This window comes from Hartmannibacter diazotrophicus (genome assembly GCF_900231165.1).
GTDB classification, from domain to species: domain Bacteria; phylum Pseudomonadota; class Alphaproteobacteria; order Rhizobiales; family Pleomorphomonadaceae; genus Hartmannibacter; species Hartmannibacter diazotrophicus.
Genome location: NZ_LT960614.1, coordinates 1,253,127 through 1,279,107 on the forward strand (window position 1 = coordinate 1,253,127; position 25,981 = coordinate 1,279,107).

A 25,981-nucleotide genomic window follows, 5' to 3' on the forward strand; every position below is an offset into this window, starting at 1 on the left:
AAAACAAGAATCATAAGCCGATCAAACGCAAGGCCCCTGAAGAGGCTGCGACAATGAAGCCCGTCCGCCAAAGACGGGAAGGGAGGATGCGGAGATGACAAACCGGCGTTCACTGGCCGTGGATCGACGCGAGATCAAGCACAACGAATTCAACGAGAAGCTGACGGAAGACCGCTATTGCGAGATCGAGCGGTCATGCGGCAGCCGCGACCGACTGATCGGAACGCTGCAGCAGCGTTACGGCATCGAGAAGGAACAGGCCGCTGCCTGGATCGAGGAATGGGCGGATGCCCTGACCGGCGACGACGTCGTCGAGCGCAGGTAGCAGGCCGCGCACATCGGGCTGCGGGTAGTGGGGAACAGAAAAGCCGGCCAGACAATCTGGCCGGCTTTTTTCGTGGCGCCGGGCGCGCGGTCGCAGAGGGCGATCTTACGCGGCCGCGCCGCCGTCCCTCGTCTGCACCCAGGCCTCGCCGCAGGCCTTGGCGAGTTCGCGCACGCGCAGGATATAGCTCTGCCGCTCGGTGACCGAGATGACGCCGCGCGCGTCGAGCAGGTTGAAGCGGTGGCTGGCCTTGATGCACTGGTCATAGGCTGGCAGCACGCACTTGTGGATGTGGTCGGAGGCATCGCCGGCCGCCTGGCCCTTGGCGAGCAGCGAGCGGCATTCCTTCTCCGCGTCGACGAAATGCTGCTTCAGCATGTCGGTGTCGGCATATTCGAAATTGTGCCGCGAGTATTCTTCCTCGGCCTGATGGAAGACGTCGCCGTAGGTGACCTTGTCCTCGCCCTCAAGGCCGTTGAAGTTGAGCTCGTAGCCGTTGTCGACGCCCTGCAGATACATGGCGAGGCGTTCCAGACCGTAGGTGAGCTCGCCCGAGACCGGGCTGCATTCCTGCCCGGCCACCTGCTGGAAATAGGTGAACTGCGAGACTTCCATGCCGTCGCACCAGCATTCCCAGCCAAGCCCCCAGGCGCCGAGCGTCGGGCTTTCCCAGTCGTCCTCGACGAAACGGATGTCGTGCAGCTTCGGGTCGATGCCGATCGCGGTCAGGCTGTCGAGGTAAAGCTGCTGCAGGTTTTCCGGCGAGGGCTTGAGGATGACCTGGAACTGGTAATAGTGCTGGAACCGGTTCGGGTTTTCGCCATAGCGCCCGTCGGTCGGCCGGCGCGAGGGCTGCACATAGGCGGCATTCCAGTGCCTGGGGCCGAGCGAGCGCAGCGTGGTCGCCGGATGGAACGTACCGGCGCCGACCTCCATGTCGTAGGGCTGCAGGATCACGCAGCCTTGGGCAGCCCAGAATTGCTGCAGCGTCAGGATCAGCCCCTGAAAGGAGCGGCGCGGGTCGAGCGGATTGTCGGAAGCAGCCATCACGTCATCCAGATGCGAGAACGGGCACCCGGAACGGCGCCCGCTTGAAACATCGAGTCAATCCGGCCTGTTCCCGGCCTGAACGGGGATGGGAACCGGTTTTTGGAAAACTCGACGCGGAAACACGACCCGGAGCGCCAGGGCGAATGAACACTCGCCCGCAACACCCGAGCGCGCGCAACCTAGTTCAACGTCCCGGCGGATGGAACCATGCTTGCGGAGATTTTTTCAAGGGAGAGGAAAGTCGTCTTCGGTAGGACGAGAGAAAGCCGGAGCCGGACTGTCAGGCCGTCAGCCGGAACAGGCCATAACCGGGCCTGCCGTCAGGTGCTCGCCAGAAAGGGGAGGCACCTGTTTCAACATCCAGAGGCTGCGGTCATTCCGCAACCCTGATTTTCATCGGATGGCTGCCCGCGGGCAAGGATCAGCGGTCGGAGGGGCGGTAGACGCCGGTCTCCGGGTCACGCTCAAGCTTGACCACGCGGCGGGCCTTGGCCGGCACCGGCTGCATCTTGACCTGATTCATGCGCGCGACCACACGGGCAGCGATATAGAGGCCGAGACCGACGGCGGCGAGAGTAGCGAGTGGCGGCATGAATTCCCCCATCAAAAGGACTGCCCCAAACAACAATCCTGAACGAACCTAGAGACCCGTTCGTCACAGAAGCATGTCACCATAAAAGAACCTGCTTCGGCAAGCGGATATCGACGAATTGGTGAAAATACGATGCAAAGCGGTAAACCGGCTTGCCGCGCTCTCACACTCCTCAAAATGGTGACTGGCCGCGGAAATACGAGAGTTCAAGCCTGAATAATTGCGCCCGTCACATAGTCTTGAACGGCTGTCTGGTCCGTATTGTTCCCACTGCGACCTCTCGCCGCCCGGCAGTCCCCTGGCCGGTCAAAGTCCGAAACGCGACCAGTAGAGCCGCTCCTCGGCCGCACCGATCAACTCCTCCGCGGAGAAAAGGGACGGAGTTCCGGCCTGTCCCGGAAGGCTGGCGCCGAACTGCCGCCGCAGGAATCCGCGGCTTGCCCCGACGAAGCGGAGGGTGGTCTTCTCGCCATAGCGCGCCTTGAGATCCTGGCGCATGTCGCCGACGCGGTCGATCAGCCCGAGCGCATGGGCGGCATCCCCGGCCCAGAAAAGTCCGGAGAACAGGTCCTCGCTTTGCGAAAGAGCCTCGCCGCGCCGCGATTTGACGAGGTTGATGAAGACCTTGTGGATGTCCTTCTGCAGGTTCTTGAGGTGTTCCACGTCCTCGCCGTTTTCCGGCAGGAACGGGTCGAGCGTCACCTTGCGCGTGCCGGCCGTATAGACCCGGCGGTCGATGCCGAGCTTCTCGATGGCCTTGTCGAGGCCGAAGCCGGCGGACACGACGCCGATGGAGCCGACGATCGAGCAGGGGTCGGCGATGATCTCGTCGCCCGCACAGGCGATCATGTAGCCGCCCGATGCCGCAACATCCTCCACATAGACGAGCACCGGCTTCGATTTTTCCTCGGCAAGCTGGCGGATGCGCTGGAAGATGAAGTGGGACTGGACCGGGGATCCGCCCGGCGAATTGACGAGGATGGCGACCGCCGGAGCTTTCTTGTCCGCAAAAGCCCGGTCGAGCTGCGCGGTGACGGACGCCAGGGACAGGCCGCGCCGGAGGACGCCGCCGCTGCCGATGACGCCGCTCATGCGAACCACCGGAATGGCGACACCCTCGCGGCGAAGAAACGAAGGCAGGAAGCGGTTGAGAGACTTCGACATGGACACGAGTTCGATCGCTTTCTTGGCCGGTGGTCACGAGCGTTGCATACGGGATTTCAAGGGCATGGGGCAACAGTTGCGTCAGGTTCGCCAGGGAATGGCGAGCGCGGCGCCATGCCGGAGCACTGCGTCCACGGCCTCGCGATAGGATCCGTCGGCGTTGTGAACGACAAGGCCCTGCAGGAGGGCAAGCGGCGCCCGGCTTTGCAGTTTGGCCCGCGCGAGGAGCCGGTGGGCCGGCGCGCCGTCGCGCGCATGCAGGGGCAACAGGTCTATGGACCCGAAGCTGCGTGAAAGGGCGGCAACGAGGTCCGCGACTTCGTCCGCCCGCCAGATGACGGTGACAGTGCCGTCCGGCCTCAGAACCGAGGCCGCCGCGCGGATCCAGCGGTCCAGCCCGCCATCCTCCAGCATATGGGCCGCCGCTCTTGTCCGGTCCGGCGAATGGCGGCTGCGGCTGGCCGGATGAAAGGGCGGGTTCATGATCACATGGTCGGCGAGCCCGGCCGTGAGCCCGGCCGCAACGCGCTCCCGTCCCGTCGCCCCGATGTCCGCAGCAATGATCCGCATCGACCGGCAAAGCGGCGCGTTGGCCGCGAGATTGTCGTGCAGGAGCACGAGGGCGGCCTCGTCGCGCTCGACGAAAACGAGGTCGACATCGCCAAGACGGGCAGCCGCGCAAAGCCCCGCAACGCCAACCCCGGCGCCGAAGTCGGCGATGGTGCCGCGTGTCGTTCCGGGCAGGCTCGCCGCCAGCACCACGGCGTCGAAGCCCGACCGGTGGCCGCGCGCGGGCTGGCGCACCGTGACCTTGCCGCCGAGGAAGGCGTCGGTGGTGGTGGCCGGAACGTCGGCATCGGCGGCCTCATCTCGGATCGACGATGGCGACATGATCAGGCGGATCGCTTTTCGGGGCGCAGTTCATCGCCAAGGCCCGCATCTTCCATGAGCCGCCGCGCCGCGTCGACGGCATCGGAATCGACCATCAGCCGGCGGGGCAGGGCGCCGATCGACCCGTCCATGATGCTGGCCGCCTCATCGGCGACGAAATGGCCGATGCCGGCCTCTTTCAGGAGAGAGGAGGCGAAGGAAATCGTGACGGCATTGTTCGTACGGATGAGTTCTTCCATTCAGCGCTCCTTGCACCCGCAACCGCCCGGATGACGTCTCGGCGGCCGAAACAGGCCTGTTTCGGTACCCCTCCTTGTTGGCAGGGCTTTCCCGCCGGGCACAGAGGCCGCAGGCGGCCGGCACGGTCACAGGCCGTCAATATCGCATGGGAACATGTAGCGGCGGAACCGCAAATCACAATGCCGGCATGGTCTTGAGGGAGTTCCCGGTGGGGTCTCCGCTCCGCGGATCGAGGCTCCCCTGTGGGAGTTCCGCCGCAGCGTGTCGTCCGCCCATGCGGGCAAAAAGGCGCCGGTCCCGTCCATTCATCAGGTGGTGACAGACATCGCCGGCGCCGCCCGGACAAGCCCATGAACGGGCCATGGTCCTGGTTAACGGCTGGCGGGAGGAAAAGGCGCAGCACTCGCCGCGAGTGTAAAATTGAAGATTTCGCGGGTTGTACTTCAGAAAAACATGAAAGATAGAAATTAAATCAAAGTTTATATATTCACCAAGAAAATTAACCATATCAATTCAGATTTTGAAATTAAGCATTACGTCAAATGAATGTTGAATCGGTTGGTAAAAATGAATAGTTTGTTCACCGTGGCGCAATAAGAATGCATATAATTAATGAGTCTATCATGCTTAGAAATCGCTTTCTGATTCTCGTTTTGGCCGCGCCGACTCTTGCCTCCTGCGCGGCCCTCGACCCGACCCTGAGAGGGGCCGGCTTCGTTCCCCTGGGCAGTGGCAGCCCCCTTTTCGGCGATACCCCGAACTATCTGCCGTACAGTCCGCTCGCGAAGGGGCGGCCGTTCGAGACCGGCTTCAAATTGCCGGGCGGCGATCTTCGCCCGCTGGCCTATTCGCAGGGTCAGGCCAGGCACACGGTCTACCCCGACCCCTACAGACGGCCGGGTGGAACCTATAAGCCGCCGGGTCCGACCCGCGCTCCGGAAGTCGGTGCCGAAGGCGCTGCTGCGGCGTTCGCCGTCGTGATCGGCAGCATTCTGGTGATGACGGGCCGCCGCCGTCGCAAGGCGTGATCGCCCTGCGATCGAGTGCGTTGGTCTTCCATCGAGACTGAGTGACCGGCATGAGTGTCCGCAATTGGCCGAAATCGACGCTGTGGCGCATGGGCTCCCTGCCGTCGATCCTCTACCTTGAATATCTCACGCTGTTTGTCGTGCTGAGGATGCTCTACCAGCGTGACGACCTCGACAAACTGCCGGGCTTCTGGGTCGAGCTGCTGAATCTGGGAAGGGATTTTCCCAACAACTTTGCGGGCGTCTATTTTGTCGGCGGCGTGATCTGCGCGATGTTTGTCGGCCTCATTTTCTGGGGAGACAGGCTTTGGCGGCAGTTCGCCGCAAGCGGCATCGGTCTCAAGACCGTCGATGCGCTCTGGCTCGGCATTCATGCCGCTGCCCTTCTCGTGTCCGTCGCCATCGTCAATGCGGTTCTCGCAACGACGGGGATCTCTCCGTCCGCTGCCGCCCTTCTCCTGACGGCCTGTCTTGCCTCGGCCGCCGTGTCGGTATTCGCGCTGGCGAGGGCTTTCCTCGGTCCGGCGTTGTTGGGTTTTCTTGGCGCCATTTCGCCGATCGTGGCCGGTTCCCTGGCCATCGGCATTTCAATGTCCTTTCTCGCCAGCGTGGTTCAGTCGTTCTGGGAATGGCTGACGGGGCCGACCCTGCACCTGACGGCTGCGATCCTGCAGTTCTTTGCGGTTGGCATCGACGTCGTGCCCGAAGAGCGGATGATCGTCCTCCGCGAATTCGCCGTCATCATTGATTCCGGCTGCTCCGGCATCACCGGCATGGCGCTGGTCGGGATTTTCCTCGGCGGCTATCTGTTTCGCTTCCGCGGCGAATACCGCTTTCCCCGGGCGCTTCTCATCGTTCCGGCGGGAACAGTGATTTCCTTTCTTGCCAATGGCCTTCGCCTCGCTGCGCTCGTTCTCGTCGGCGCCTATGTCGATCCTGGCATCGCCAAGGACGGCTTTCATTCGATGGCGGGCTGGCTGTTCTTCTGCACCGTGACCATCGGCCTTATCGCACTCAGCCGGCAACTCGCCTGGTTCGGCACTGAAGACCGCCGGATGGTCCGCGAGGGCGACAATCCGGCGGCGGCCTATCTCGTGCCGTTCATCGCCTGGCTCACGATCGGGCTCGTCACCGGTGCGATGACGGTCGGCCTCGATCGTTTCTATGCCATTCGCGTGGTGGCGGTTCTCGGTCTGCTCTGGGCCTTCCGGGGTGAGTATTGGCAAAGCGTGCTGCCGCGCCTTTCGAGTGGCGCGCGTTCGGGGGCATGGGTCTCCGCCGCGCCCTGGGCGATCGGCCTTGCGGTTTTTGCTCTCTGGCTGGTCCTGGTGGACGAGGACAACTCCCGCGCTGCCTCGATGTCGTCGGAAATCCAGCAGTGGTCGTCCCTGGCGGCAGTCGTCTGGATCGCCTTCCGCATCCTTGGAACGTCGATCGTCGTTCCCGTGATCGAGGAACTCGCCTTTCGAGGCTTCCTGCAGCGCCGGGTCTTCGGGGCAGACTTCACGTCGGTCGGTTTCGGATGGTTCTCCGTCCCCTCGATCCTTCTGAGTTCCATCGCCTTCGGCCTGATGCATTCGAACATCGTGGCGGGCATCCTCGCCGGTTGCGCATTCAGCCTTGCCTGCTATGTGCGCGGCCGACTGACCGACGCCATGATCGCCCACGGCGTCGCCAACGCGCTGCTTTGCGTCTGGGTGCTCGCCTTCGGCCGTTGGGATCTGTGGTGAACTGAACCGCTCACGGCGCGATCAAGGACAAATTACCCCAGCGGTCGCCTATGGAGGCCCCAGCCGGGCCCTTGTCCGCGCGTGGCCGCGTTTTTCGGGCGCTCTGCGGCATTTGAGGCTTTGTCGTCGGCCGGACGGTATTCGGTCATCATGCCGCGGACGGCTGCTTTTTGCCGGGGAGTTCCAACGCGCCGCGGCCCGCGATCTGCGACGCGTCTTGCCGCGCCGTTGACGGAACCCTATTGTTAGCGCATGAGGCGGCAGCGAAAGGCCAGCCGAATCGTCCGAGGGGCAGGGCGGTGCGGGTTCATGACGAAAATTGGAGACCATGAGAGTGGGCGTTGTCGCTTCCCTCGAAAAGGAAAAGCCGGATACGGGAATTTCATTGCTGACCTCGCTCGTCCAGTCGGACATGGAGCGGGTCAACCGGCTGATTCTCGACATGGCGGCCGCCAACGCGGAGATGATCCCCGATGTTGCCCGCCATCTGATTGATTCGGGAGGCAAGCGGCTGCGCCCGATGCTGACCCTCGCCAGCGCCGCCATGTTCGGCTATCGCGGCGACGGACACGTCAAGCTCGCCGCCTCCGTCGAATTCATGCATACGGCGACGTTGCTGCATGACGACGTCGTTGACGAAAGCGAAATGCGGCGCGGCAAGGCGGCGGCACGGATGGTTTGGGGCAACCAGGCCAGCGTCCTCGTCGGTGACTATCTGCTGGGGCAGGCGTTCCGCAAGATGGTCGAGGTCGGGTCTCTGGAAGCGTTGGCCGTCTTGTCCAACGCTGCCTCGGTGATTGCCGAGGGCGAGGTCATGCAGCTTGTCGCGGCCAAGAATCTCTCCACCAGCGAAGACGAGTATATCCGCGTGATCGAGGCCAAGACTGCGGCTCTTTTCGCCGCTGCTTGCGAGGTCGGCCCGATCGTTGCCGGAGCCGACGACAAGACACGCAAGGCGATGGCCGACTACGGCCTTTATCTGGGCCTTGCCTTCCAGCTTGTCGATGACGCGCTGGACTATGGTGGCTCGTCCGCCTCGCTCGGCAAGCGCACGGGCGATGATTTCCGCGAAGGCAAGATCACCCTGCCGGTCGTGATCGCGCACCGGGGCGGTGATGCCCAGCAGCGCGCCTTCTGGGCCCGCACCATCGAGCAGGGAACGATCGTCGAGGGCGATCTGGAGACCGCGACCGAACTGATGCATCGCCACGGCGCCATTCCGGCCACGATCGAGCGGGCACGCCATTATGGCGACAAGGCGCTTATGGCTCTGGAAGACATGCCGCACGGCGACCATCGGCGCTCTCTGCTGGATGTCGTCGAGTTCTGCATCAGCCGCGTTCACTGACGGCGGAGCCGGACAACCTTTCCACTGATGTTGCGGAGGCTTCGTCCCCTGCCCGGGCGGGCGGTTCAGGTCAAGGCTGCCGCCGCAACCCACCAGTGCGGGAAAAGCCGTCGCAAGTCGCCGGCTGCCGCTTCGGCCCTCCCGGCCGTCTCGAACAGCCCGAAGCAGGTCGCGCCCGAGCCGGACATGCGCGCAAGGGCGCAGTCCGGAAAGCCGCGCAGGGCGCCGAGAACCTCTGCGATCGCCGGAGCAAGGGCGATGGCCGGCCCTTCCAGATCGTTTCTCATCAGGCAAAGCATGTCGATCATCTGCGCGTAGCTGTCCCAGCCGTCCGAAGCTTCGATCGGAGGATTGGACTTTTCCGAAAGGCGCCGGAAGATCGCCGGCGTCGCGACCGGAACCACCGGATTGACCAGCAGGATGCCGGCGTCCGGCAGGTGTGCGAGCGGGACGAGATCGTCGCCGATGCCGCGTGCCCGGAGCGGGCGCATGGCAAGGCACATCGGAACGTCCGCACCGAGCTTCAGCGCCTTGGCCCGCAATCCGTCATCCGGTTCGATCCCGAGATGATCGCAGACGAGCCGGATGGCCGCGGCCGCATCGGCCGAGCCGCCGCCGATGCCCGAGGCGACCGGCAGCGATTTTTCCAGCCTGAGATGAAGACCGGCCCCTTCGGGATCGAGGCCCGCATGTTCGAGTGTGAGGGCCGCGGCCCGCAGGACCAGATTGTCCTTCGGGTCGAGATCGGCAAGCTGACTGGCGAACGGTCCTGCGACGGACATGGCCAGCCCGGCGCCCTCCATGAGCGAGAGGCGGTCGCCGATCGCCGGAAAGGCGACGATCGAATCGAGCAGGTGATAGCCGTCGGCACGCTGCCCGACCACATGTAGCGCCAGATTGACTTTCGCCCGCGCGAATTCCGAGCGCGGCGCCGGAGCTCCCGGCGCCGGCCCGGCCTTGAGAGAGGTCACGGGAAGGCTGTCTCCAGGCTCAGCCGCCGGACGGCTTGTCGCCGTCCGCTGCCTGCTTGGAGGTGGCGTCAGGCAACCCGTTGACGAGCTTTTCCAGGATCTTCGGCAGATCGGCCGTTTCAGGGTTGCTGTCGCGCGCATGGGCCCACTGGAAACGGGCCTCGATCCGGCGCCCGACGCGCCAGTAGGCATCGCCAAGGTGGTCGTTGATCGTCGGATCGCCGGGTCTGAGATTGACGGCCTGTTCCAGCTGCGTCACGGCATCCTGATAGCGCCCGAGCTTGTAGTAGACCCAGCCAAGGCTGTCGACGATATAGCCGTCCGTCGGCTCCGCATCGACGGCCTTCTTGATCATGTCGAGTGCCTGGTCGTAGTTCTCGCCGCGGTCGACCCACGAATAGCCGAGGTAGTTCAGCACGAGGGGCTGGTCCGGGCTGAGTTCGAGCGCCTTCTTGAAGTCGGCCTCGGCCTCCGGCCAGCGGTCGGTCCGCTCCAGCGTGATGCCACGGTAGTAGTAGATGGACCAGTCCTTGGCCGCAGGGCTCGCCATATGATCGATGGCCTGCGTGTAGACCTCGGACGATTCCTTGAACATCTTGCGGACCCGCAGGATGTTGCCGAGGGCGATGGCCGCCTCCAGGTCTTCGGGGTTCTTTTTCAGGACCGTTTCCAGATGGGCGCGGGCCTCGTCCACCTTGTCGAGAGAATTGTAGTCGAACCCGATCTGGATCTCGGCGGCCCGCTTGAAGGACGACGTGTCGTCGATTTCCGACAGGACCTCGATCGCACGCTCGTAGTTCTGCGCCCGCTCGAAGATTTCCGCCAGCGTGAGACGGGCGACCTCGGTCTTCGGGTCGAGATAGAGGGCGAGCTGCAGGAAGCCGGCGACCAGATCCGTGCCGTCGTCGTCGCGGGCGATGGCGTTGCCGAGCCCGGCGAGAATTTCCGCCGCTCCGACATTCGGGTCGGTCACGAAGGGCTTCATGCTCTGCTTGCCGGCAATGTCGGCCCTGAGGCGCGAGAGCACCACGTGATCGGGAATGCGCGTCAGCAGCCCGTCGACAAGCTGCCTCGCCTCATCGATCTGGCCGTCTCGCACCAGTGCCCGCACATAGGCCTCGGTGATGCGGATCGAACCCTGGTCATAGCCGTAGGCGACGCGCAGGCGCTTGACCGCCTCGTCGGGCTTGCCGGCGGCATCGGCGATGAGCCCCGCATGATAGCTGCGGAACAGATCGTACCACGGCGGCCCCTTCAGCTTGTCCAGCCGGGCGAGGGCGGCGGCGGCCTTGCCCGACCCCAGCTCGGCCCACGCCGAGATCACCTCGGCAACGAGGTCGGACAGCGGGTCGGCCTTGGACTGCGAGGTGAGCTCAACCGCTTTGGACCATTTGCCGTGTTTGAGAGCGTCGATGCCGAAGGCGAGATACGTCATTCGGTTGTCCGGATTGGCCTTCATCAGCTGCTTGCCGATCGACAGCGCATCCTTGATCTCGCCGTCCGCGAGCGTCAGCGCGAAGGCCCGCTCCAGAAGATACGGATCGTGGGGTGCCGTCTGCAGCGCACGGGTGAAATAGGTCGCCGATGCGTCGAGATCCTTGATCCGGTCGGCATGAAAGGCCGCAAGGAAATTGCCGCTGGTGCTGTTGGCGCTCGGAAGATTGAGAGCCTCCGCCGGACGTTCGGCGAGGGCCGGAACGGCTCCTGCCAGGAACACGCCGGACATGAGCACGAGGGTCCTGGCCATGCGCTCCGCCGGGCGCCGGCCCCAAACAGCCGTCGCATCCGTACCGCGCCAAACTTTCTGCATCATCGGCCCTCCGTCGGCCTGTCACGTCATCCGGGCGCCTGATCGCCGTCGCCCGAAGCGGGGAAGCCTTGGGATCAACCGGTCTAGGGGCCGCTGCCACTGTCCGAATCAAGACGAATAAGGCTCTTGACCCAGCATCGCAAATTCCATCAGCGAGGATGGACGGAATTGTGACCTGCCGCAAGTCTGACCGGATGACGCCGCAAAGGCCTTCAAGCGGTGCAAGGCGGCCGGCGTGCTGCCGCCACGCCTTCCTTGTAAAATAGAAAAATCAAACGCTTAAAACCTCATGTCGCGGCAAAATCCCTTGCGCCGCATCATTTCTGGATGCATCTACGGTGCAGTGCGGAAAAAGATACGTTAGGCTCCCGCGGTTTCGGGAGGGGGCGCATCGCTTTGCCGAATGCCGTAAATTGCGGCAGAAGGCGGCGTCGCGGGACGGAATAAGGGGCGCTCGGATCTCTCAATGACGGCAGGATACAACCTGCCTGGGAGCGGAATGCCGGGACGGGGAACGGAATTCCAGGGCCGGGAACGCGAACCGGACAGGTGAGATCCGCGTCCATCGCCTGTTCTGGAGGGACGAATGGCGAGTTGGGTTTACGGGTTTGAGCGCGGGCGTGCCGACGGCGCGGCCTCGATGAGCGATTTGCTTGGAGGCAAGGGCGCCAACCTCGCCGAGATGGCGCGTCTCGGTCTTCCCGTGCCGCCGGGCTTCACCATCACGACGGCCGTCTGCACCTGGTTCTATGCCAACGGCAGTTCCTACCCGAACGGTCTGATTGGCGAGGTTCGCAGCGGGATTGCCGGCATCGAGGCGGCCACCGGCCGTGTTTTCGGCGGCGCCGAACGGCCGTTGCTCGTCTCCGTGCGCTCTGGCTCGCGCGCGTCGATGCCCGGCATGCTGGACACGGTTCTCGACCTTGGCCTCAACGACGAGTCGGTGGAGGCCCTGGCGCGCGAGCATGGCGACGAGGTCTTCGCGCTCGACAGCTACCGCCGCTTCATCCAGATGTACGCCGATGTCGTGCTTGGCGTCGACCATGCGGTCTTCGAGGAAATCCTCGACGACTACAAGGACAATGCGGGCCTGATGTACGACACGGATCTCTCCGGGGAGGATCTTCGGTCGATCGTCGATACCTTCAAGCGGACCGTGCGGGAGGAGACCGACAGCGAATTCCCCCAGGACCCGCAGCTCCAGCTGTGGGGCGCGATCAGCGCCGTGCTGAATTCGTGGATGAACGCGCGGGCGATCGTCTATCGCAAGCTGCATCAAATCCCCGAGGACTGGGGCACGGCTGTCAACGTGCAGGCCATGGTCTTCGGCAACATGGGCGGAGAGTCGGCGACGGGCGTTGCCTTCACGCGCGACCCCTCGACGGGCGAGAACCGCCTCTTCGGCGAGTTCCTGCTGAAGGCGCAGGGGGAAGACGTCGTCTCCGGTCTCAGGACTCCGCAATATCTGACCGAAGCCGCCCGGCGGTCCGCCGGCTCCGAGTTGCCCTCCCTTGAGGAACTCATGCCGGAGGCCTTTGCCGAATTCCAGATGATCTGCGCACGCCTGGAGCGCCATTTCCAGGATATGCAGGATGTGGAGTTCACCATCGAGCGCGGCAAGCTGTGGATGCTCCAGACGCGGACGGGCAAGCGCAGCGCGGAAGCCGCGATGCGCATCGCGGTCGACATGGCCGAGGAAGGCTTGATCTCCACCGATATGGCCATCCAGCGGATCGATCCGGGCTCGCTGGAGCAGCTTCTGCACCCGACCCTCGACGAGAATGCGCCGCGCGAAGTGATCGCTGTCGGTCTGCCGGCCTCGCCGGGGGGCGCGTCCGGTCGCATCGTCTTTTCCGCCGAGGAAGCCGAGGCGGTGGCCCACGAGGGCCATCCCGTGATCCTTGTGCGCACGGAGACGAGCCCGGAGGATATCCACGGCATGCACGCGGCCAAGGGCGTTCTGACGACGCGCGGCGGTATGACCAGCCACGCGGCGGTCGTTGCCCGCGGCATGGGCAAGCCCTGCGTCTCGGGCGCCGCCCAGCTCAAGGCCGACCCGAAGGCCGGCACGCTGACCTGTCGGGGCCACGTTCTCAAGGCCGGCGACTTCATCACCATCGACGGCACCAGCGGCCAGATCATGGTCGGCGTCGTGCCGATGCGCGAGCCTGAGATGTCGGATGCCTTCGTCCGGCTGATGGCCTGGGCCGACGAGGTGCGCCGGATGAAGGTGCGTGCCAATGCGGAAACCCCGGCGGAGGTGCGCGTCGCCCGCGCCTTCGGCGCCGAGGGCATCGGCCTTTGCCGCACCGAGCACATGTTCTTCGACGAAGGCCGCGTGCTGGCGATGCGCGAGATGATTCTCGCCGACAACGAGGATGGACGCCGCGCCGCGCTGGCCAAGCTGCTGCCCATGCAGCGCAAGGATTTCACCGAGATTTTCGAGATCATGAGCGGCCAGCCGGTCACGATTCGTCTCCTTGACCCGCCCTTCCACGAGTTCCTGCCGAAGAACCCGGAAGAGGCCGACGCGGTGGCGAAGGCGCTCGACATCGAACCGGAGCGCTTTGCCGACCGGCTGCGGGCGCTACGGGAATACAACCCGATGCTCGGTCATCGCGGCTGCCGCCTGCTGATTTCCCATCCGGAGATCGTGGAAATGCAGATCCGCGCGATCTTCGAGGCCGCCTTCATCGCCGCTCGTTCCACGGGAGCCCCGGTCAACCCCGAGATCATGATTCCGCTGATCGTGACGAAGGGCGAACTGGAGTATCTCAAGGCCCGGATCGAGGAGACCGCCGAGGCGGTCATGGCGGAGATCGGCAAGCGGCTCTCCTATCAGGTCGGCACCATGATCGAGCTGCCCCGGGCCTGCCTTGCGGCGCAGGAGATCGCCGAGGTCGCGGAGTTCTTCTCCTTCGGCACCAACGACCTGACCCAGACCACGTTCGGCATCAGCCGCGACGATGCGGCAAGCTTCCTGCCGGGCTACGAGGCGAAGGGCATCCTGCCGATCGACCCCTTCCAGACGATCGACCGGCGCGGCGTCGGCGAATTGATGGAGATCGGCGTCCTGCGCGGCCGGCGCTCGCGTCCGGACATCAAGCTCGGCATCTGCGGCGAGCAGGGCGGCAACCCCGGCTCGATTGCATTCTGCGAGCAGCTGAAGCTCGACTATGTCTCCTGCTCGCCATTCCGTGTGCCCATCGCTCGGCTCGCCGCCGCGCAGGCAACGCTTGCCGAGCGCGGGTCCTAAACGGAGCGGGCTGCGTCAAATCGCTGGGGTGACGCATTCGCGATGCGGCGTTTAGTGAAGCCTGTTTCGCTTTCGTGTCCCGCGTTGCTGGATGATCGGCCATCAAAGAATGTCAGGCATGGCTTTTCCCCTTGATCTCGACCGTATCCGCGCCGCCGGAAAGCCCGGTGTCGCGCGGGCGCTGGCAGCGATCGAGGCCAAGGGCGGCTTGCACCGCCATGCCGAATTGCTCGATCAGGCGGTGGACGCCGCGCACGGCCACGTGCTCGGACTGACGGGCCCGCCGGGCGTCGGCAAGTCGACCCTCACCAACCTTCTGGCGCAGAGCGCGCGCGGTCGCGGCGAGAGCCTCGGCATCATCGCGGTCGATCCGTCGTCGCAGCGAACTGGCGGGGCGCTTCTCGGCGATCGGACGCGCTTCAAGACCGACCCGGCGGACAAGGACCTCTTCGTCCGCTCCATGGCCGCCCGCGACCGGCTCGGCGGCCTCTCCGACCACGCCGTGGCGGTAACGGTTCTCTTCGCCGCGATCTACGACCGGGTCATCGTCGAATCGGTCGGCATCGGGCAGTCGGAAGCCGACGTCGCCCATGTCGCCGACACGGTGGTTCTGTGCATCCAGCCTGGGTCCGGCGATAGCCTCCAGTTCATGAAGGCCGGCGTGATGGAGCTGCCGGATATCGTCGTCGTGACCAAGGCAGACCTCGGTGCAGCGGCAAGACGCGCCGCCGCCGACGTCGCGGGCGCTCTGACCCTCGGCGAGCGCCGGACAGCATCGTGGACACCGCCGGTGATCCTCGTCTCCTCGACGAGCCGCAGCGGGCTCGACGATCTGGAGCGGGCAGTTCGCGAGCACCGGGAGTATCTGGCGCGCACGGGCGCCGGCGCGGACTTGAAGCACACACGGCAGCGACACTGGATCGAGGATACGATCCGGACAAACTTCGGCCGGCAGGGCCTCGCCCGCGTCGATATCGAGGCGGCGCTGGCCGCGTCGGGCGGTCCCTTCCAGGCGATCCGGGAGCTTGAAACCCGGCTTACTGCTTACGTGGGAACCCTCTCTTGAGCCCTGTGTTCCTCGTCGACTAGAACGATTTAAACAAACTAAACGAATAACTAAAGAAGAGAGTCATGCGCGAGGGGCAAAGGCGACAGGAAGGGGAGCGATCCGCCGGGCATCCGGATCCTGCGCCCTGTCGGATGGATCACGAGAGACGAACTGTTTAAGCGTATTGGCAGCCAGCGCTTCAGGAAAGTCGGTATGATGCGACTGTCCTGGTGCTGGAGAGTGGCTCATTGCGCTCGGTATTCGCTCGCTTGCGGTTTTTTGTGGGAATCCTATGTCGGCTTATGAGTTTTTGTGGTATTGAAAAATGGCAACTGACGTTTGGCTGACGTTGGTAGGGGTAAGCAGCTTGTGTTTGATCGACGACGCGGAGGTGGCGCTGGGCCGCCATCGGGTCACGGACAAATGAACGAGTATTGAGAAGCTGCTTCTCAGTGGGCGTTTTACAATCAAATTTGGCACAGGCGGTGGAACAGCGGGGCCTTTTTCTGCGTTAGTCCACCGTACCAAGGCGTATTGGCCGTTTCCGGCTCGTTAGCCTTATGTGTTCACCGAGTTTCAAGAGTTGAGTGCTAGCATTCTCGCAGCATTGGCAAGAAACATTGTGAATACAAACGAGCGGCAGACTTGGGTTTTGCCGCGATGTGCAAGTTAAGAATATGATAAATTTTTGGACTTGGGGGATTAGAGATGAGTAGTTCTTGCTTGACGGGAAGCGTCAGGATCATTGCGATGGGCATCGCAATGACTGCCTTGATCGTTTTCGGGCTTTCGAGGATCGAAATGACGGAAGGCGCATCGCAGATGGCCTTCGGTAATTCTCCGATCACGAAGGCCGCAACAAAGGCGCAGGCCGTTTCGGCGGCGGCGCAGCCGGCAGAGGCGATGGAAACGTCGCGACTTCCGGTGCCTGCGGACGCTCAGGTCAGGGTCATCCTGGCTCTGAAGTGAGTTCGTTATTGAGCTGTTAACCATGGTCGGGATAGAATCGATGCGTTCATGTGATTCTCGGCCAGGGTGCTTTCATATCGCGACTGCGATATGCGGAACATAGGGGTTGAGGGCACAATAAATAGTATTACGAAACAGTAGTTTGGTACTTGTTTTTTGGCATTTTCAGCGACCCGGGGGCTTCAGTGTTTTTGCGCTGGAGCCCCTTTTTCATTGCAGCGCAGCACATTGACGAAACCGCCGCTCGCCGGTCGATACGCGTCTGTCCCCAGAAAAAAGTTTCGATAATGTCCTGGCAAGGATGACGAATTCCCGGCAGCCCCGTCCATGCCGTGGTCGAAACGACAACGGGGGACTTCCACAATGGGTGCGTCGTGCTTGAGCAACGGGTTGCGGATCGTCGCGACCGGAACCTTGATCACCGCCGTCATCATCGCTGCCATCGCCTGGAGCGGCCTCGGTCATCGGGCTGACGCGCTGAAACTTGCCACCGCGCAGGAAACGGCCGGGAAGACCGATCTGTCCGCAAGCATGGCGCGGCCGGTGCCGGGCGCGGACGAAGCCGGGATCCGGGTCATCCTCGCCCTCAAGTAATCCGCCGGCGCACCTCAGCGCCCTGATCGGCGGACATCTGCGGCACTTCCGATTGCCGAAAAATTCCTAGGTTCGGGCCGTTCGCCATGCGCCATCTCGGGGCGGGCGGGTGGTCTTTCGAAAAATTCCTTTTCCGGTCGACAGGCATGTCCGGCCAGACCGCAACCCGTCGCAATTTCCTAAAGTGGCGGGACTGGCCGGAACTGCGGGGTGATTGGCGGAGACCGCCAGGCGGACATATTGCGTCCGCACCCACGAACCGCAGGCAACCCGAAGGGCACCGCGATCCGCAGCAAGTCGCGGTGCGTCAGGGAGGGAAGCCGTCTCCATTCGCCGGGCCGCACGGCCGCGGGCGGATGGCGAAAAATGCGGCGCGTGGGATCGCCTTGCGGCCGGCCGGCGCAACGCCGGGTGCGGCGCCTTGCCCCGATCCGTCAGGCCCGCACATAGGGGCGCGGCACGGCTTCTTCGCTGATCGGCAGGTGGACGATGCCCGCTGCCAGAGCCAGCACGACTCCGAGCGCCCAGACGAGGTCATAACTTCCCGTCTGGTCATAGACGACGCCGCCTAGCCAGACGCCGAGGAAGGCCCCGATCTGGTGCGACAGGAAAACGAAGCCGAAGAGTGTCGCCATGTAGCGGGTACCGAACATCAGCCCCACGAGCGCCTGCGTCGGCGGAACCGTCGAAAGCCACAACAGGCCGGCCGCGGCCGCGAACAGCGTGACGGTCACGGGCGTTGTCGGCGCGATGGCGAAGAGGCCATAGGCGATGGCGCGTCCGAAATAGATCGTCGAGAGCACCCAGCGCTTCGGATAGCGGCCCGAGGCATATCCCGCCCCCAGGGCGCCGACGATGTTGAAGGCACCGATGAGTCCGATCGCGAGCGCCCCCCAGATCGGGTCCAGCCCCTGATCGACGATAAAAGGCGGCAAGTGGGTGGTGACGAAGGCGACATGGAAGCCGCAAACGAAGAAGCCCGCCGTCAGATAGAGATAGCTGCGATGGCGGAAGGCCTCGCGCAGCGCCTCGGCGATGGTCTGCTCGCGCGTGGCCGTCATCGCCGGATGATGGGCCAAGGGCTTGCCCTTCAGCGGGATCGCGAGCAGCGGGACGGCGAACATGCCGATGCCGATCAGCATCAGCGCGGTCTGGTAGCCATAGCCATCGAGCAGCGAGATTCCGATCGGGGCGAAAAGAAGCTGGCCGAGCGAACCGGCGGCGGTGCCGAGACCGAAGCTCATTGTGCGCATCCGCTCCGGCAGGAGGCGCGCGAAGGCGGCGAGCACGAGGAAAAAGGCCGATCCGGCAATGCCGAGGCCGATCAGGACACCGGCGGTCAGCTGCAGGGCGACGGGATCGGTCGTCTGCGCCATCAGAACGAGGCCGAGGCCGTAAAGGGCGGTGCCGACGGTCAGCACCCGCCACGTGCCATAGCGGTCGGCGATCATGCCGACGAACGGTTGGCCGATGCCCCAGGCAAGATTCTGGATTGCGATGGCGAGCGCGAAGACCTCGCGGCTCCAGCCGTTTGCCGTTGTCATGGGCGTCAGGAAGAAGCCCATCGTCGCGCGCGGGCCGAAGGTCAGGACAGCAATCAGACAGCCGCAGATCAGGATGAGGGGAACGTTGGCCGCCGCTCTGGCTGCGGATGGCTCGGTGCTGGCAGACATCGAAGGAACTCGCGCGTCAAAAGTGGAGCGGCGAGCATATTTTGAAAATGACGCTTTCAGAAATGAAACTTCGGCATCTCATTCATCGCCGAAACGAATGCATGCGACCGCATTATTGGGGTGCAAGCGACCGGAAAGCCGGCCCGTTCAGCGTAGTGCGTCAGCTCCAGCCACCGTTGATCGTCTGATAGAAGATATGCTTGCCGATCTTCGCCTGGCGATGGAAGACGCCGGCCCAGTTGGGGCGGACATAGGTCGCGTGATAGTGGGTGGCGGTGCCGACATCGTCGAGCCAGACCCGGCCGAGCGAGATGTTCTCCGCGATGGCCTGGGCCTTGCGCCAGGCGTGGCGGCTATAGATCACATCCTTGATCCGGTCGCAGGCGAACGAAAACTGGCAGCGGTTGTAGAGATTGCGGTTTTGGTAGACGACGCCGCAGATCGTTGCCGGATAGGCCGGGTTCTTCAGGCGATTGAGCACGACCTGGGCGACGGCCTCCTGGCCGCGCGTCGGCTCGCTGCGGGCTTCAAAATAAATGGCCTCGGCGAGACATTTCTGCTCCGAGGCCTGGAAGATCGAGGAAGGCAGGGGTGTCTTTGCCCACCAGTGCTCGCCGGGCAGAACCGCCAGCTCGGGAACATCCGGCTTTTCCTTCGGCGTGGAAAAGAGCGCGGCGAAGGCATCCTGCGCCACGACCGAACTGTCCGGCGCATAGGCCGTCGCGATGGCCTGAGCGGCACTGCCGGCGCCCCACGGGCTGACCTTCTGGCTCGGATAATTGGCGGCGATGAGCTGGGTGGCGTCCGGCCGGTGCTGCGGCAGGGGCAGCGGATCGAGCTTGGCGACATTCGTCAGCGCGAGCTTCGGGCTGATGAAGCGGGCGACCGCGATGGCCGAGAGCGGCATTGGCGTGTCGGCGAAAGCGACCTGCAGGGAATCGGGATGGGTCGGCAGCGCGAGCCGGCTGTGCTCCTCGAACAGCGATCCGGCGGAAAAGCCCTTCGGCGCCGCCGGCGTCGTGATGCTCATCGGCAGGTCGCCCTTGAGGGTGCGGTCGATGCGGTCCTCGTCCGGGATTTCCGCCGCCTTCGAGATCGAGCCGGTGATGATCGGGTCGACGTCGCCGATGATGATGTCCGCGCCGTTGACGCCCCGCGTCACGATGGCAACGCTGCCCTTCGCCTCGTCGAGCTGTCCGGAGGCAACGTGGATCGAGCTGCCGGCCGTCGCGTCGATCGACATGGTCCAACGCGCGGTCGGGTCCATGTCGCGGGTCAGCATGCTGGCGACATCCTGCAGCGCCACGGTGGTGGGCGTCAGTGCAGCGATGGCGAGTGTCGCGCCGCCGATCAGGAGGGCGCGTCCGGACATCGCGCCCGATTTGCCGGGCCGTCCGCGATGGAAGAGGGCTGTCTGACGCATGACCAACTTTCAACTCCACTTGAACCTGAAAGCGCCTGAAACGAAACGCGACGCCGTCCTCATTCCGAACCGGTGAGCCCACCGGCTGCGGAAGGTTGAACTCGTTGAAATTTTTGGGATGTCCGTATGCCCGGGAAAATGTCCGGCGACCCATCTCCGTCTCGCGAAAACTATGGACCGATTAACCTTGAGAAGGCGTTAATCACGAGGAATCGAGGTGCATCTGGAGGGGCGTGAAGTCATATGGTTTCACAGGAACGCCTTTCGCGCCGCGCTACATCCTTGAATCTGGGAGAGAACGGTCTCGTTCATGCGCTTTCGCCTGGATGCATTTTGCTCTAGCCAAATGGCCATTGGCCGCTCCCCCGTCCGCCGTGCTACATGCGGGGAAAAGGCGCACCTGCCACAGATCGCCAGAACGAAGGAGTTTCCCCATGGATCGCTTCAAAGCCATTCTCGTCGAACGCGACGAGGCCAAGAAACAGTCCGTGCGGGTCGCAGAGATCGGCCCCGAGGACCTGATGGACGGCAACGTGACCGTCCACGTCGACTATTCGACGGTCAACTACAAGGACGGGCTCGCGATCACCGGCAAGCTTCCGGTCGTGCGCCGCTGGCCGATGATCCCCGGCATCGACTTTGCCGGCCGGGTGGTCTCCTCCGACGATCCTGTCTTCAAGCCCGGTGACGAGGTGGTGCTGAATGGCTGGGGCGTCGGCGAGGCGCACCTTGGCGCCTATGCGCAATATGCCCGTGTCAACGGCGACTGGCTGATCCACAAGCCCGAGGGTCTTTCACCGGCGGAATGCATGATGATCGGCACGGCCGGCTATACGGCGATGCTCTGCGTGCTGGCGCTGGAAAAGCACGGTCTCGATCCGCGCATGGGGCCGGTCGTCGTCTCGGGCGCCAGCGGCGGCGTCGGCACGGTGGCGATTTCGCTGCTCGCCAAGCTTGGCTGGCATGTGATCGCGGTGACCGGGCGTACCAGCGAAGCCGATTTCCTGAAATCCCTCGGCGCGGCCGAGATCATCGACCGGGCGGAACTCTCCGAGACGCCGAAGCTGCTCGCCAAGGAGCGCTGGATTGCCGGCGTCGACACGGTCGGCTCGACGATCCTTGCCAACATCCTGTCGATGACGACGGGCGAGGGCGCCGTCGCCGCGTGCGGCAACGCGCAGGGCATGGACCTGCCGACGAGCGTCGCGCCCTTCATCCTGCGCGGCGTCTCGCTGCTCGGCGTCAACTCCGTCACGGTGCCGCGCGAAAAGCGTATTCAGGCCTGGGAGCGTCTTGCGACGGACCTCGACAAGGACAAGCTGAAGGCGCTGACCACCGAGATCGGCTTCGACGACCTGATCGAGACCGCAAAGGCCATCACCGAGGGCAAGGTCCGCGGCCGGGTGGTCGCCAAGATCGGCTGAGGCATCATCCGGCGGCAGGGGAGACACGAGGATGGCGGGTCCGAACTGGAACGAGCGTTATGCCGGGGCCGATTTTCTTTTCGGCGAAAAGCCAAACGTCTTTCTCGCCGCCAGCGTCCATCACCTGAAACCCGGCGGGCAGGTGCTCGCCGTGGCCGATGGCGACGGGCGCAACGGCGTCTGGCTGGCCGAACAGGGCTTCGATGTCCTGTCGGCCGACAGCTCCAGCGTCGCGCAGGAAAAGGCGAGGGCCTTTGCAGCCCGACGTAATTTCTCTCTGCGCTTCGAACTCGCCGATCTTCAGGCCTGGCCCTTTCCGGAGAATGCCTTCGACGCGGTTGTCGGCATCTTCATCCAGTTCGCCGGCCCCGATTGGCGGGAACAGCTGTTCGCCAACATGAAGCGGTCGCTGAAGCCCGGCGGCGTCCTGCTCCTGACAGGCTACCGGCCCGAACAGATCGACTACGGCACCGGCGGACCGCGCGACGTCGGGCATCTCTATACGGAAGAGTTCCTGCGCAAGGTCTTCGGCGACTTCGCGATCCTGCAACTCGACAGCCACGACATGGAACTGCACGAGGGCAGCGGCCATGACGGCATGTCGGCGCTTATCGACCTCGTCGCCCGCAAGCCGGCGTGATGGCAGGCGCCAGCGAGGACAACTGATCCTTCCGCCGGGAATTCAGCCAGCCTTCAGCACCAGTTCGAAGGGCGTGCCCTCGAAGGCATCCTCGCCGCGTCCGATCGCCTCGATGGCGCGCACCATGCGTCCACCTCGCCCGAGGATGTCATCGGCGATCGTCACGAGCCTGAGATTGGGAGTTGCCGACGGCGCAAGCTTGCGCAGCGTCTGCGCCAGTTCTTCCTCGTCGCGATTGGGCTCCAGCGTGGCGGCGGCGATATAGGCGGCGGCCGTCGAGCGGCTGATGCCGGCAAAGCAGTGCACCACCAGCGGACCGGTCCGGTTCCAGTCGGCGATGTATTCCAGATAGGTCTCGACGTGGTGGACGCCCGGCGGCGTCATGCCCGGCGTCGGCGCGATGATGTCGTTCATCGCCAGGAAGAGATGACCGGCAGAATCGAAGCCGGCCGGCAGGCGCATCGGCGTCCCCGCGTTGAGCAGCGAGACGATGTGCCGGGCGCCCGTGCGCTCCACCGTTTCATCGAGCCGGGCGAGGGAGCAGACGTGGATCATGGCGATTTCCGTTTTTCTGTTTTTGTGTGCGACGCCTTGGCCGCCTGCCGAAGGTCTTCGATAGCGTGGAAGCGGGCGAGGAAGGCCGCTTCCGCGGCCCGCACCGGGACGGGATCGAGGCCAAGGCGCGGTCCGTCGCCGCGATCGGTTCCGAACTCCCGCGGCTCGCCGAAGATCTTCTTTGCCTCGTCCCGCATGAAGCCGGCCAGTTCCACCGCCTCGAAGTAGGCGGCGATGCCGTCGGCCTTCTTGGTGAGGCGCTTCAGCGCGGCGGAGGTGACCGCCGGCAGGCCGAAGCGGAGGTGGATCGCGGCCGTAAGCCGGGCTTCGACGGCCTTGTAGTTGCCGCCGATCACCGCCTTGAAGGGGGAGATCATGTCGCCGATCACATATTCCGGCCCGTCATGCAGCAGCACGATCAGGCAGTCGTCGGGGCTGAGCCCCGGCTCCAGCTTACGGGCGATGTCTTCCACCAGCAGGCTGTGCTCGGCAACGGAGAAGGCGTGATCGCCGAGCGTCTGGCCGTTCCAGCGGGCAACGCGCGCGAGGCCGTGCGCGATATCCTCGATCTCGACGTCGAGCGGTGAGGGATCGATGAGGTCGAGCCGGCGGCCGGAAAGCATGCGCTGCCAGGCGCGCGGCGGGGTCTGGATACGGTCGGCCAAGCGGGGCTCATGGAATCGAATGCTGCGAAGGTGGCAGCATAGCCATAGCGTCCGGGCGATCAATCCTCGGCGGCGGCGGTCGTCTCCGGCCAGACGTATCGCGCCCAGTCAGGAAGGGCGAGGCTGACGGGAACATCGCCGGCACGAATGTCGGTTGCGCCGGCGGCCCGGTCCAGCCGCAGGATCGCGAGCCCATGGCGTCCGTCGACCGAACCCAGTGTGCCGGCCGGCTTGCCGTCGGCGGTGATCGCGGTGCCGGTCGCCGGCAGGTCGCTTTCAGAAGAGACGAGCACCGGCCGGCGCCGTGCGGTGCCGCGATGCTGCATCCGGCTCACGACCTCCTGGCCGACATAGCAGCCCTTCTGGAAGTCGACGCCGGTGATCTGGTCCATGGCCGTCTCGTGCGGAAAGGCGTCGCCATAGGTAAAATCGGTGCCGCCTTCCGGGATGCCGAGCCGGATGCGCAGCGCCTGCCATGCGGCGGCTTCGGTGCTGGTAAGCCCCGCCGCCTTGTCACGCGGCACATAGACCCGCCTGCCGAGACCCGCATGGCGTGGATCGGCGATGGCCAGGCCCTCCGGTCCCGGCCCGTCGCCCTCGCCAAAGACGACGAAGACGGCATAGTCGCCGCTGACGTCCTTGATCTCCGCCTTGGCCCTGAGACGATAGAGCATCAGGCGCTTCGTCAGATCGGCCAGCAGCGGCGCCGGCAGGTCGAGCAGGAACCCTCCCTCGATCGGCGCGACGAGAAAATCGACGAGGATTTTTCCCTGCGGGCTGAGGAGCGCGCCGAAGCCGGACCCGTCCTTCAGCACGTCGTCGATATCGCAGGTAATCAGCCGGTCGAGGAGCGTATGCGCATCCGGGCCGCTGACCATCAGGAGATCGCGGCCTTCGAGTTCGGCGACCTGGGCTTGCGTCATGGGCTCCAACTCCGATCCGCCTCGTTGCGCGCGTCGGCCCGGTTGGGCCAAGTCCATCGCAGGCAGCGAGTTTCATTCGTCTTCGATAGGTAGCCGTCGGACCCGCCCCTCACAAGGGCCGAGCTTTGCCGGTTTCCCTCGTCCCGTCATCGTCGTATAGGCAGGGGACGAATGCGAACGCGGGACCTTCATACCATGGCCGAGACCTTTGACCTCCTCATCAAGAATGCCGTCGTCGTCAATCAGGATGGGGAGGGCGAGCGCGACATCGCGGTGAAGGACGGCAGGATCGCGGCGCTCGGCGGGTCCATCGATGCCTCGCTGGCCGGCGAGGTGATCGACGCCAGGGGGCTGCATGTGTTGCCCGGCGTGATCGACACGCAGGTTCATTTCCGCGAGCCCGGCGCGACCCACAAGGAAGACCTGGAATCCGGCTCGCGCGCGGCGGTGATGGGCGGTGTGACGGCGGTCTTCGAAATGCCGAACACCAACCCGCTGACCACCTCCGCCGAGCGTCTGGCCGAAAAGGTCGCCCTCGGCCGGCACCGCATGCACTGCGATTTCGCCTTCTGGGTCGGCGGCACGCGCGCCAACGTCGACGACATCCCCGAGTTGGAGCGTCTGCCGGGGGCTGCCGGCATCAAGGTCTTCATGGGCTCTTCCACCGGCGATCTGCTGGTCGAGGATGACGCGGGCGTCGCCGCGATCCTGTCGAAGACGCGCCGCCGCGCCGCCTTCCATTCCGAGGACGAGTTCCGCCTGCGCGACCGGCAGGGCGAGCGCATTCCCGGCGATGCCGCCTCGCATCCGGTCTGGCGCGACGCAGAAGCAGCGCTGATGTGCACGAAGCGGCTCGTCCGTATCGCCCATGAGACCGGCGCGCGCATCCACGTCCTCCACATCTCCACCGCCGACGAGATGGACTTCCTGAAGGACCACAAGGACGTTGCCTCCTGCGAGGTGACGCCGCATCACCTGACGCTCTCCGACGAGGACTACGCGACCCTCGGCACCAAGCTGCAGATGAACCCGCCGGTGCGCTCGAAGGCCCATCGCGAGGGCATCTGGAAGGGCTTGCAGCAGGGCGTTGCCGACATTTTCGGCTCCGACCACGCGCCCCACACGCTGGAGGAAAAGGCCAAGGAATATCCGGCCAGCCCCTCCGGCATGACCGGCGTCCAGACGCTGGTGCCGATCATGCTCGACCACGTTTCCAAGGGCCGCCTGACGCTCGCCCGCTTTGTCGACATGACCAGCGCCGGCCCGGCCCGCCTCTTCGGCATCGCAATGAAGGGCCGCATCGCGGTCGGTTACGATGCCGACTTCACCGTCGTGGACCTGAAGCGCACCGAGACGATTACCGACGGCTGGATCGCCTCCAAATGTGCCTGGACGCCCTATGACGGCAAGTCGGTCACGGGCTGGCCGGTCGGCACCATCGTGCGCGGCAGGCGGGTGATGTGGGAGAACGAACTCGTCACGCCGTCCAACGGCGAGCCGGTGCTCTTCGGCGAGGCGCTGCCGCGCTGAGGCCTCGCCGATCGCCCTGTTCAAAGATGTCATCGTCTGCGCAGGCGGACCATCCATGAGACTTTCTTGGCGAGACTGACGTCAATCCTCCGCCTTCGCGGAGGATGACTGCCGTCCGGGCAAAGGACGCTT

At 64.4% G+C, this 25,981-nt stretch carries 24 protein-coding genes; 11 read left to right on the plus strand and 13 right to left on the minus strand.

Translation table 11 applies throughout. The features are described 5' to 3' along the window. Positions 1-94 precede the first annotated feature (94 nt). Positions 95-325: a CsbD family protein gene (locus tag HDIA_RS05810; RefSeq protein ID WP_099555215.1), complete on the plus strand. Its 231-nt coding sequence runs from the start codon at positions 95-97 to the stop codon at positions 323-325. A gap of 105 nt (positions 326-430) precedes the next feature. On the opposite strand, the gene HDIA_RS05815 is transcribed toward HDIA_RS05810, so the two are convergent. The 5 genes from HDIA_RS05815 to HDIA_RS05835 form a co-directional block, all read right to left on the minus strand. Further along, positions 431-1,372: a glycine--tRNA ligase subunit alpha gene (locus HDIA_RS05815; RefSeq protein ID WP_099555217.1), complete on the minus strand. Its 942-nt coding sequence runs from the start codon at positions 1,370-1,372 to the stop codon at positions 431-433. Between the two features lie 424 nt (positions 1,373-1,796). Next, the gene (locus HDIA_RS05820) at positions 1,797-1,967 is read right to left on the minus strand and encodes a hypothetical protein (RefSeq protein WP_157775343.1); all 171 of its coding nucleotides are present in this window, start codon (positions 1,965-1,967) and stop codon (positions 1,797-1,799) included. A gap of 306 nt (positions 1,968-2,273) precedes the next feature. After that, a complete protein-coding gene (locus HDIA_RS05825; RefSeq protein ID WP_099555221.1) occupies positions 2,274-3,131 on the minus strand; it encodes a S49 family peptidase in 858 nt (285 codons plus the stop codon). A gap of 81 nt (positions 3,132-3,212) precedes the next feature. After that, positions 3,213-4,022: a tRNA1(Val) (adenine(37)-N6)-methyltransferase gene (locus tag HDIA_RS05830; RefSeq protein WP_099555223.1), complete on the minus strand. Its 810-nt coding sequence runs from the start codon at positions 4,020-4,022 to the stop codon at positions 3,213-3,215. Between the two features lie 2 nt (positions 4,023-4,024). After that, entirely contained in the window at positions 4,025-4,261 is a 237-nt protein-coding gene (locus HDIA_RS05835) for a putative signal transducing protein (protein ID WP_099555225.1), read from the minus strand. 624 nt (positions 4,262-4,885) lie between these two features. On the opposite strand from HDIA_RS05835, the gene HDIA_RS05840 reads away from it, so the two are divergent. The 3 genes from HDIA_RS05840 to HDIA_RS05850 all read left to right on the plus strand — a co-directional run bounded on the left by HDIA_RS05840 (position 4,886) and on the right by HDIA_RS05850 (position 8,368). Further along, positions 4,886-5,290, plus strand: a complete 405-nt coding sequence (locus HDIA_RS05840) for a hypothetical protein (protein ID WP_099555227.1) — start codon at positions 4,886-4,888, stop codon at positions 5,288-5,290. Between the two features lie 50 nt (positions 5,291-5,340). Next, positions 5,341-7,020, plus strand: coding sequence for an exosortase E/protease, VPEID-CTERM system (gene xrtE / locus HDIA_RS05845; protein WP_099555229.1), 1,680 nt, complete (start codon positions 5,341-5,343; stop codon positions 7,018-7,020). 334 nt (positions 7,021-7,354) lie between these two features. Beyond that, positions 7,355-8,368, plus strand: coding sequence for a polyprenyl synthetase family protein (locus tag HDIA_RS05850; RefSeq protein ID WP_099555231.1), 1,014 nt, complete (start codon positions 7,355-7,357; stop codon positions 8,366-8,368). Between the two features lie 65 nt (positions 8,369-8,433). On the opposite strand, the gene HDIA_RS05855 is transcribed toward HDIA_RS05850, so the two are convergent. Both HDIA_RS05855 and HDIA_RS05860 read right to left on the minus strand, forming a co-directional pair. After that, the gene (locus HDIA_RS05855; RefSeq protein WP_173796162.1) at positions 8,434-9,339 is read right to left on the minus strand and encodes a 4-(cytidine 5'-diphospho)-2-C-methyl-D-erythritol kinase; all 906 of its coding nucleotides are present in this window, start codon (positions 9,337-9,339) and stop codon (positions 8,434-8,436) included. Positions 9,340-9,358: 19 nt separating this feature from the next. After that, on the minus strand, positions 9,359-11,086 hold the full coding sequence (locus HDIA_RS05860; protein WP_162292614.1) for a tetratricopeptide repeat protein: 1,728 nt from the start codon (positions 11,084-11,086) through the stop codon (positions 9,359-9,361). Between the two features lie 649 nt (positions 11,087-11,735). Between HDIA_RS05860 and ppdK the strand changes: the two genes are divergently transcribed. The 3 genes from ppdK to HDIA_RS05875 all read left to right on the plus strand — a co-directional run bounded on the left by ppdK (position 11,736) and on the right by HDIA_RS05875 (position 16,422). Then, the gene (ppdK, locus tag HDIA_RS05865) at positions 11,736-14,405 is read left to right on the plus strand and encodes a pyruvate, phosphate dikinase (RefSeq protein ID WP_099555237.1); all 2,670 of its coding nucleotides are present in this window, start codon (positions 11,736-11,738) and stop codon (positions 14,403-14,405) included. A gap of 118 nt (positions 14,406-14,523) precedes the next feature. Continuing rightward, positions 14,524-15,471, plus strand: coding sequence for a methylmalonyl Co-A mutase-associated GTPase MeaB (meaB, locus tag HDIA_RS05870; RefSeq protein ID WP_099555239.1), 948 nt, complete (start codon positions 14,524-14,526; stop codon positions 15,469-15,471). A 744-nt stretch (positions 15,472-16,215) separates the two neighbouring features. Then, the gene (locus HDIA_RS05875; RefSeq protein ID WP_157775345.1) at positions 16,216-16,422 is read left to right on the plus strand and encodes a hypothetical protein; all 207 of its coding nucleotides are present in this window, start codon (positions 16,216-16,218) and stop codon (positions 16,420-16,422) included. A gap of 182 nt (positions 16,423-16,604) precedes the next feature. Here HDIA_RS05875 and HDIA_RS25185 read toward each other — a convergent pair whose 3' ends face one another. Continuing rightward, positions 16,605-16,856 (minus strand): hypothetical protein, encoded by a 252-nt coding sequence (locus tag HDIA_RS25185; RefSeq protein ID WP_157775347.1) that lies wholly within the window; start codon positions 16,854-16,856, stop codon positions 16,605-16,607. Here HDIA_RS25185 and HDIA_RS05880 point away from each other — a divergent pair. Continuing rightward, on the plus strand, positions 16,837-17,016 hold the full coding sequence (locus HDIA_RS05880; protein WP_157775349.1) for a hypothetical protein: 180 nt from the start codon (positions 16,837-16,839) through the stop codon (positions 17,014-17,016). The genes HDIA_RS25185 and HDIA_RS05880 overlap by 20 nt on opposite strands. Before the next feature lie 434 nt (positions 17,017-17,450). Here the strand turns inward: HDIA_RS05880 and HDIA_RS05885 are convergent, their stop codons facing one another. Beyond that, entirely contained in the window at positions 17,451-18,689 is a 1,239-nt protein-coding gene (locus HDIA_RS05885; protein WP_099555245.1) for an MFS transporter, read from the minus strand. Between the two features lie 160 nt (positions 18,690-18,849). Further along, a complete protein-coding gene (locus HDIA_RS05890; protein WP_245884181.1) occupies positions 18,850-20,112 on the minus strand; it encodes a cell wall hydrolase in 1,263 nt (420 codons plus the stop codon). A 434-nt stretch (positions 20,113-20,546) separates the two neighbouring features. On the opposite strand from HDIA_RS05890, the gene acuI reads away from it, so the two are divergent. Both acuI and HDIA_RS05900 read left to right on the plus strand, forming a co-directional pair. After that, positions 20,547-21,536: an acrylyl-CoA reductase (NADPH) gene (gene acuI / locus HDIA_RS05895; protein WP_099555247.1), complete on the plus strand. Its 990-nt coding sequence runs from the start codon at positions 20,547-20,549 to the stop codon at positions 21,534-21,536. 31 nt (positions 21,537-21,567) lie between these two features. Beyond that, the gene (locus HDIA_RS05900) at positions 21,568-22,176 is read left to right on the plus strand and encodes an SAM-dependent methyltransferase (RefSeq protein WP_099555249.1); all 609 of its coding nucleotides are present in this window, start codon (positions 21,568-21,570) and stop codon (positions 22,174-22,176) included. A gap of 42 nt (positions 22,177-22,218) precedes the next feature. On the opposite strand, the gene HDIA_RS05905 is transcribed toward HDIA_RS05900, so the two are convergent. The 3 genes from HDIA_RS05905 to ygfZ form a co-directional block, all read right to left on the minus strand. Continuing rightward, a complete protein-coding gene (locus tag HDIA_RS05905) occupies positions 22,219-22,731 on the minus strand; it encodes a tyrosine phosphatase family protein (protein WP_099555251.1) in 513 nt (170 codons plus the stop codon). Continuing rightward, positions 22,728-23,354 (minus strand): HD domain-containing protein, encoded by a 627-nt coding sequence (locus HDIA_RS05910; RefSeq protein ID WP_099558731.1) that lies wholly within the window; start codon positions 23,352-23,354, stop codon positions 22,728-22,730. Before HDIA_RS05910 ends, HDIA_RS05905 begins: the two co-directional genes overlap by 4 nt. A gap of 101 nt (positions 23,355-23,455) precedes the next feature. Further along, positions 23,456-24,319 (minus strand): CAF17-like 4Fe-4S cluster assembly/insertion protein YgfZ, encoded by an 864-nt coding sequence (gene ygfZ, locus HDIA_RS05915; protein ID WP_099555253.1) that lies wholly within the window; start codon positions 24,317-24,319, stop codon positions 23,456-23,458. 171 nt (positions 24,320-24,490) lie between these two features. On the opposite strand from ygfZ, the gene HDIA_RS05920 reads away from it, so the two are divergent. Further along, on the plus strand, positions 24,491-25,849 hold the full coding sequence (locus HDIA_RS05920; protein ID WP_157775351.1) for a dihydroorotase: 1,359 nt from the start codon (positions 24,491-24,493) through the stop codon (positions 25,847-25,849). Positions 25,850-25,981: the final 132 nt, after the last annotated feature.

What these genes read in the sequence shown, in the direction of transcription:
- HDIA_RS05860 (WP_162292614.1), bottom strand. Translation starts at nt 11,086, where the DNA reads ATGGCCAGGACCCTCGTGCTCATGTCCGGCGTGTTCCTGGCAGGAGCC.
- HDIA_RS05885 (WP_099555245.1), bottom strand. Translation starts at nt 18,689, where the DNA reads ATGTCTGCCAGCACCGAGCCATCCGCAGCCAGAGCGGCGGCCAACGTT.
- ppdK (WP_099555237.1), top strand. Translation starts at nt 11,736, where the DNA reads ATGGCGAGTTGGGTTTACGGGTTTGAGCGCGGGCGTGCCGACGGCGCG.
- xrtE (WP_099555229.1), top strand. Translation starts at nt 5,341, where the DNA reads ATGAGTGTCCGCAATTGGCCGAAATCGACGCTGTGGCGCATGGGCTCC.
- HDIA_RS05820 (WP_157775343.1), bottom strand. Translation starts at nt 1,967, where the DNA reads ATGCCGCCACTCGCTACTCTCGCCGCCGTCGGTCTCGGCCTCTATATC.
- HDIA_RS05920 (WP_157775351.1), top strand. Translation starts at nt 24,491, where the DNA reads ATGCGAACGCGGGACCTTCATACCATGGCCGAGACCTTTGACCTCCTC.
- HDIA_RS05810 (WP_099555215.1), top strand. Translation starts at nt 95, where the DNA reads ATGACAAACCGGCGTTCACTGGCCGTGGATCGACGCGAGATCAAGCAC.
- ygfZ (WP_099555253.1), bottom strand. Translation starts at nt 24,319, where the DNA reads ATGACGCAAGCCCAGGTCGCCGAACTCGAAGGCCGCGATCTCCTGATG.
- HDIA_RS05905 (WP_099555251.1), bottom strand. Translation starts at nt 22,731, where the DNA reads ATGATCCACGTCTGCTCCCTCGCCCGGCTCGATGAAACGGTGGAGCGC.
- HDIA_RS05815 (WP_099555217.1), bottom strand. Translation starts at nt 1,372, where the DNA reads ATGGCTGCTTCCGACAATCCGCTCGACCCGCGCCGCTCCTTTCAGGGG.
- acuI (WP_099555247.1), top strand. Translation starts at nt 20,547, where the DNA reads ATGGATCGCTTCAAAGCCATTCTCGTCGAACGCGACGAGGCCAAGAAA.
- HDIA_RS05830 (WP_099555223.1), bottom strand. Translation starts at nt 4,022, where the DNA reads ATGTCGCCATCGTCGATCCGAGATGAGGCCGCCGATGCCGACGTTCCG.
- HDIA_RS05825 (WP_099555221.1), bottom strand. Translation starts at nt 3,131, where the DNA reads ATGTCGAAGTCTCTCAACCGCTTCCTGCCTTCGTTTCTTCGCCGCGAG.
- meaB (WP_099555239.1), top strand. Translation starts at nt 14,524, where the DNA reads ATGGCTTTTCCCCTTGATCTCGACCGTATCCGCGCCGCCGGAAAGCCC.
- HDIA_RS05840 (WP_099555227.1), top strand. Translation starts at nt 4,886, where the DNA reads ATGCTTAGAAATCGCTTTCTGATTCTCGTTTTGGCCGCGCCGACTCTT.
- HDIA_RS05890 (WP_245884181.1), bottom strand. Translation starts at nt 20,112, where the DNA reads ATGCGTCAGACAGCCCTCTTCCATCGCGGACGGCCCGGCAAATCGGGC.
- HDIA_RS25185 (WP_157775347.1), bottom strand. Translation starts at nt 16,856, where the DNA reads ATGATGACGGCGGTGATCAAGGTTCCGGTCGCGACGATCCGCAACCCG.
- HDIA_RS05875 (WP_157775345.1), top strand. Translation starts at nt 16,216, where the DNA reads ATGACTGCCTTGATCGTTTTCGGGCTTTCGAGGATCGAAATGACGGAA.
- HDIA_RS05910 (WP_099558731.1), bottom strand. Translation starts at nt 23,354, where the DNA reads ATGCTTTCCGGCCGCCGGCTCGACCTCATCGATCCCTCACCGCTCGAC.
- HDIA_RS05900 (WP_099555249.1), top strand. Translation starts at nt 21,568, where the DNA reads ATGGCGGGTCCGAACTGGAACGAGCGTTATGCCGGGGCCGATTTTCTT.
- HDIA_RS05835 (WP_099555225.1), bottom strand. Translation starts at nt 4,261, where the DNA reads ATGGAAGAACTCATCCGTACGAACAATGCCGTCACGATTTCCTTCGCC.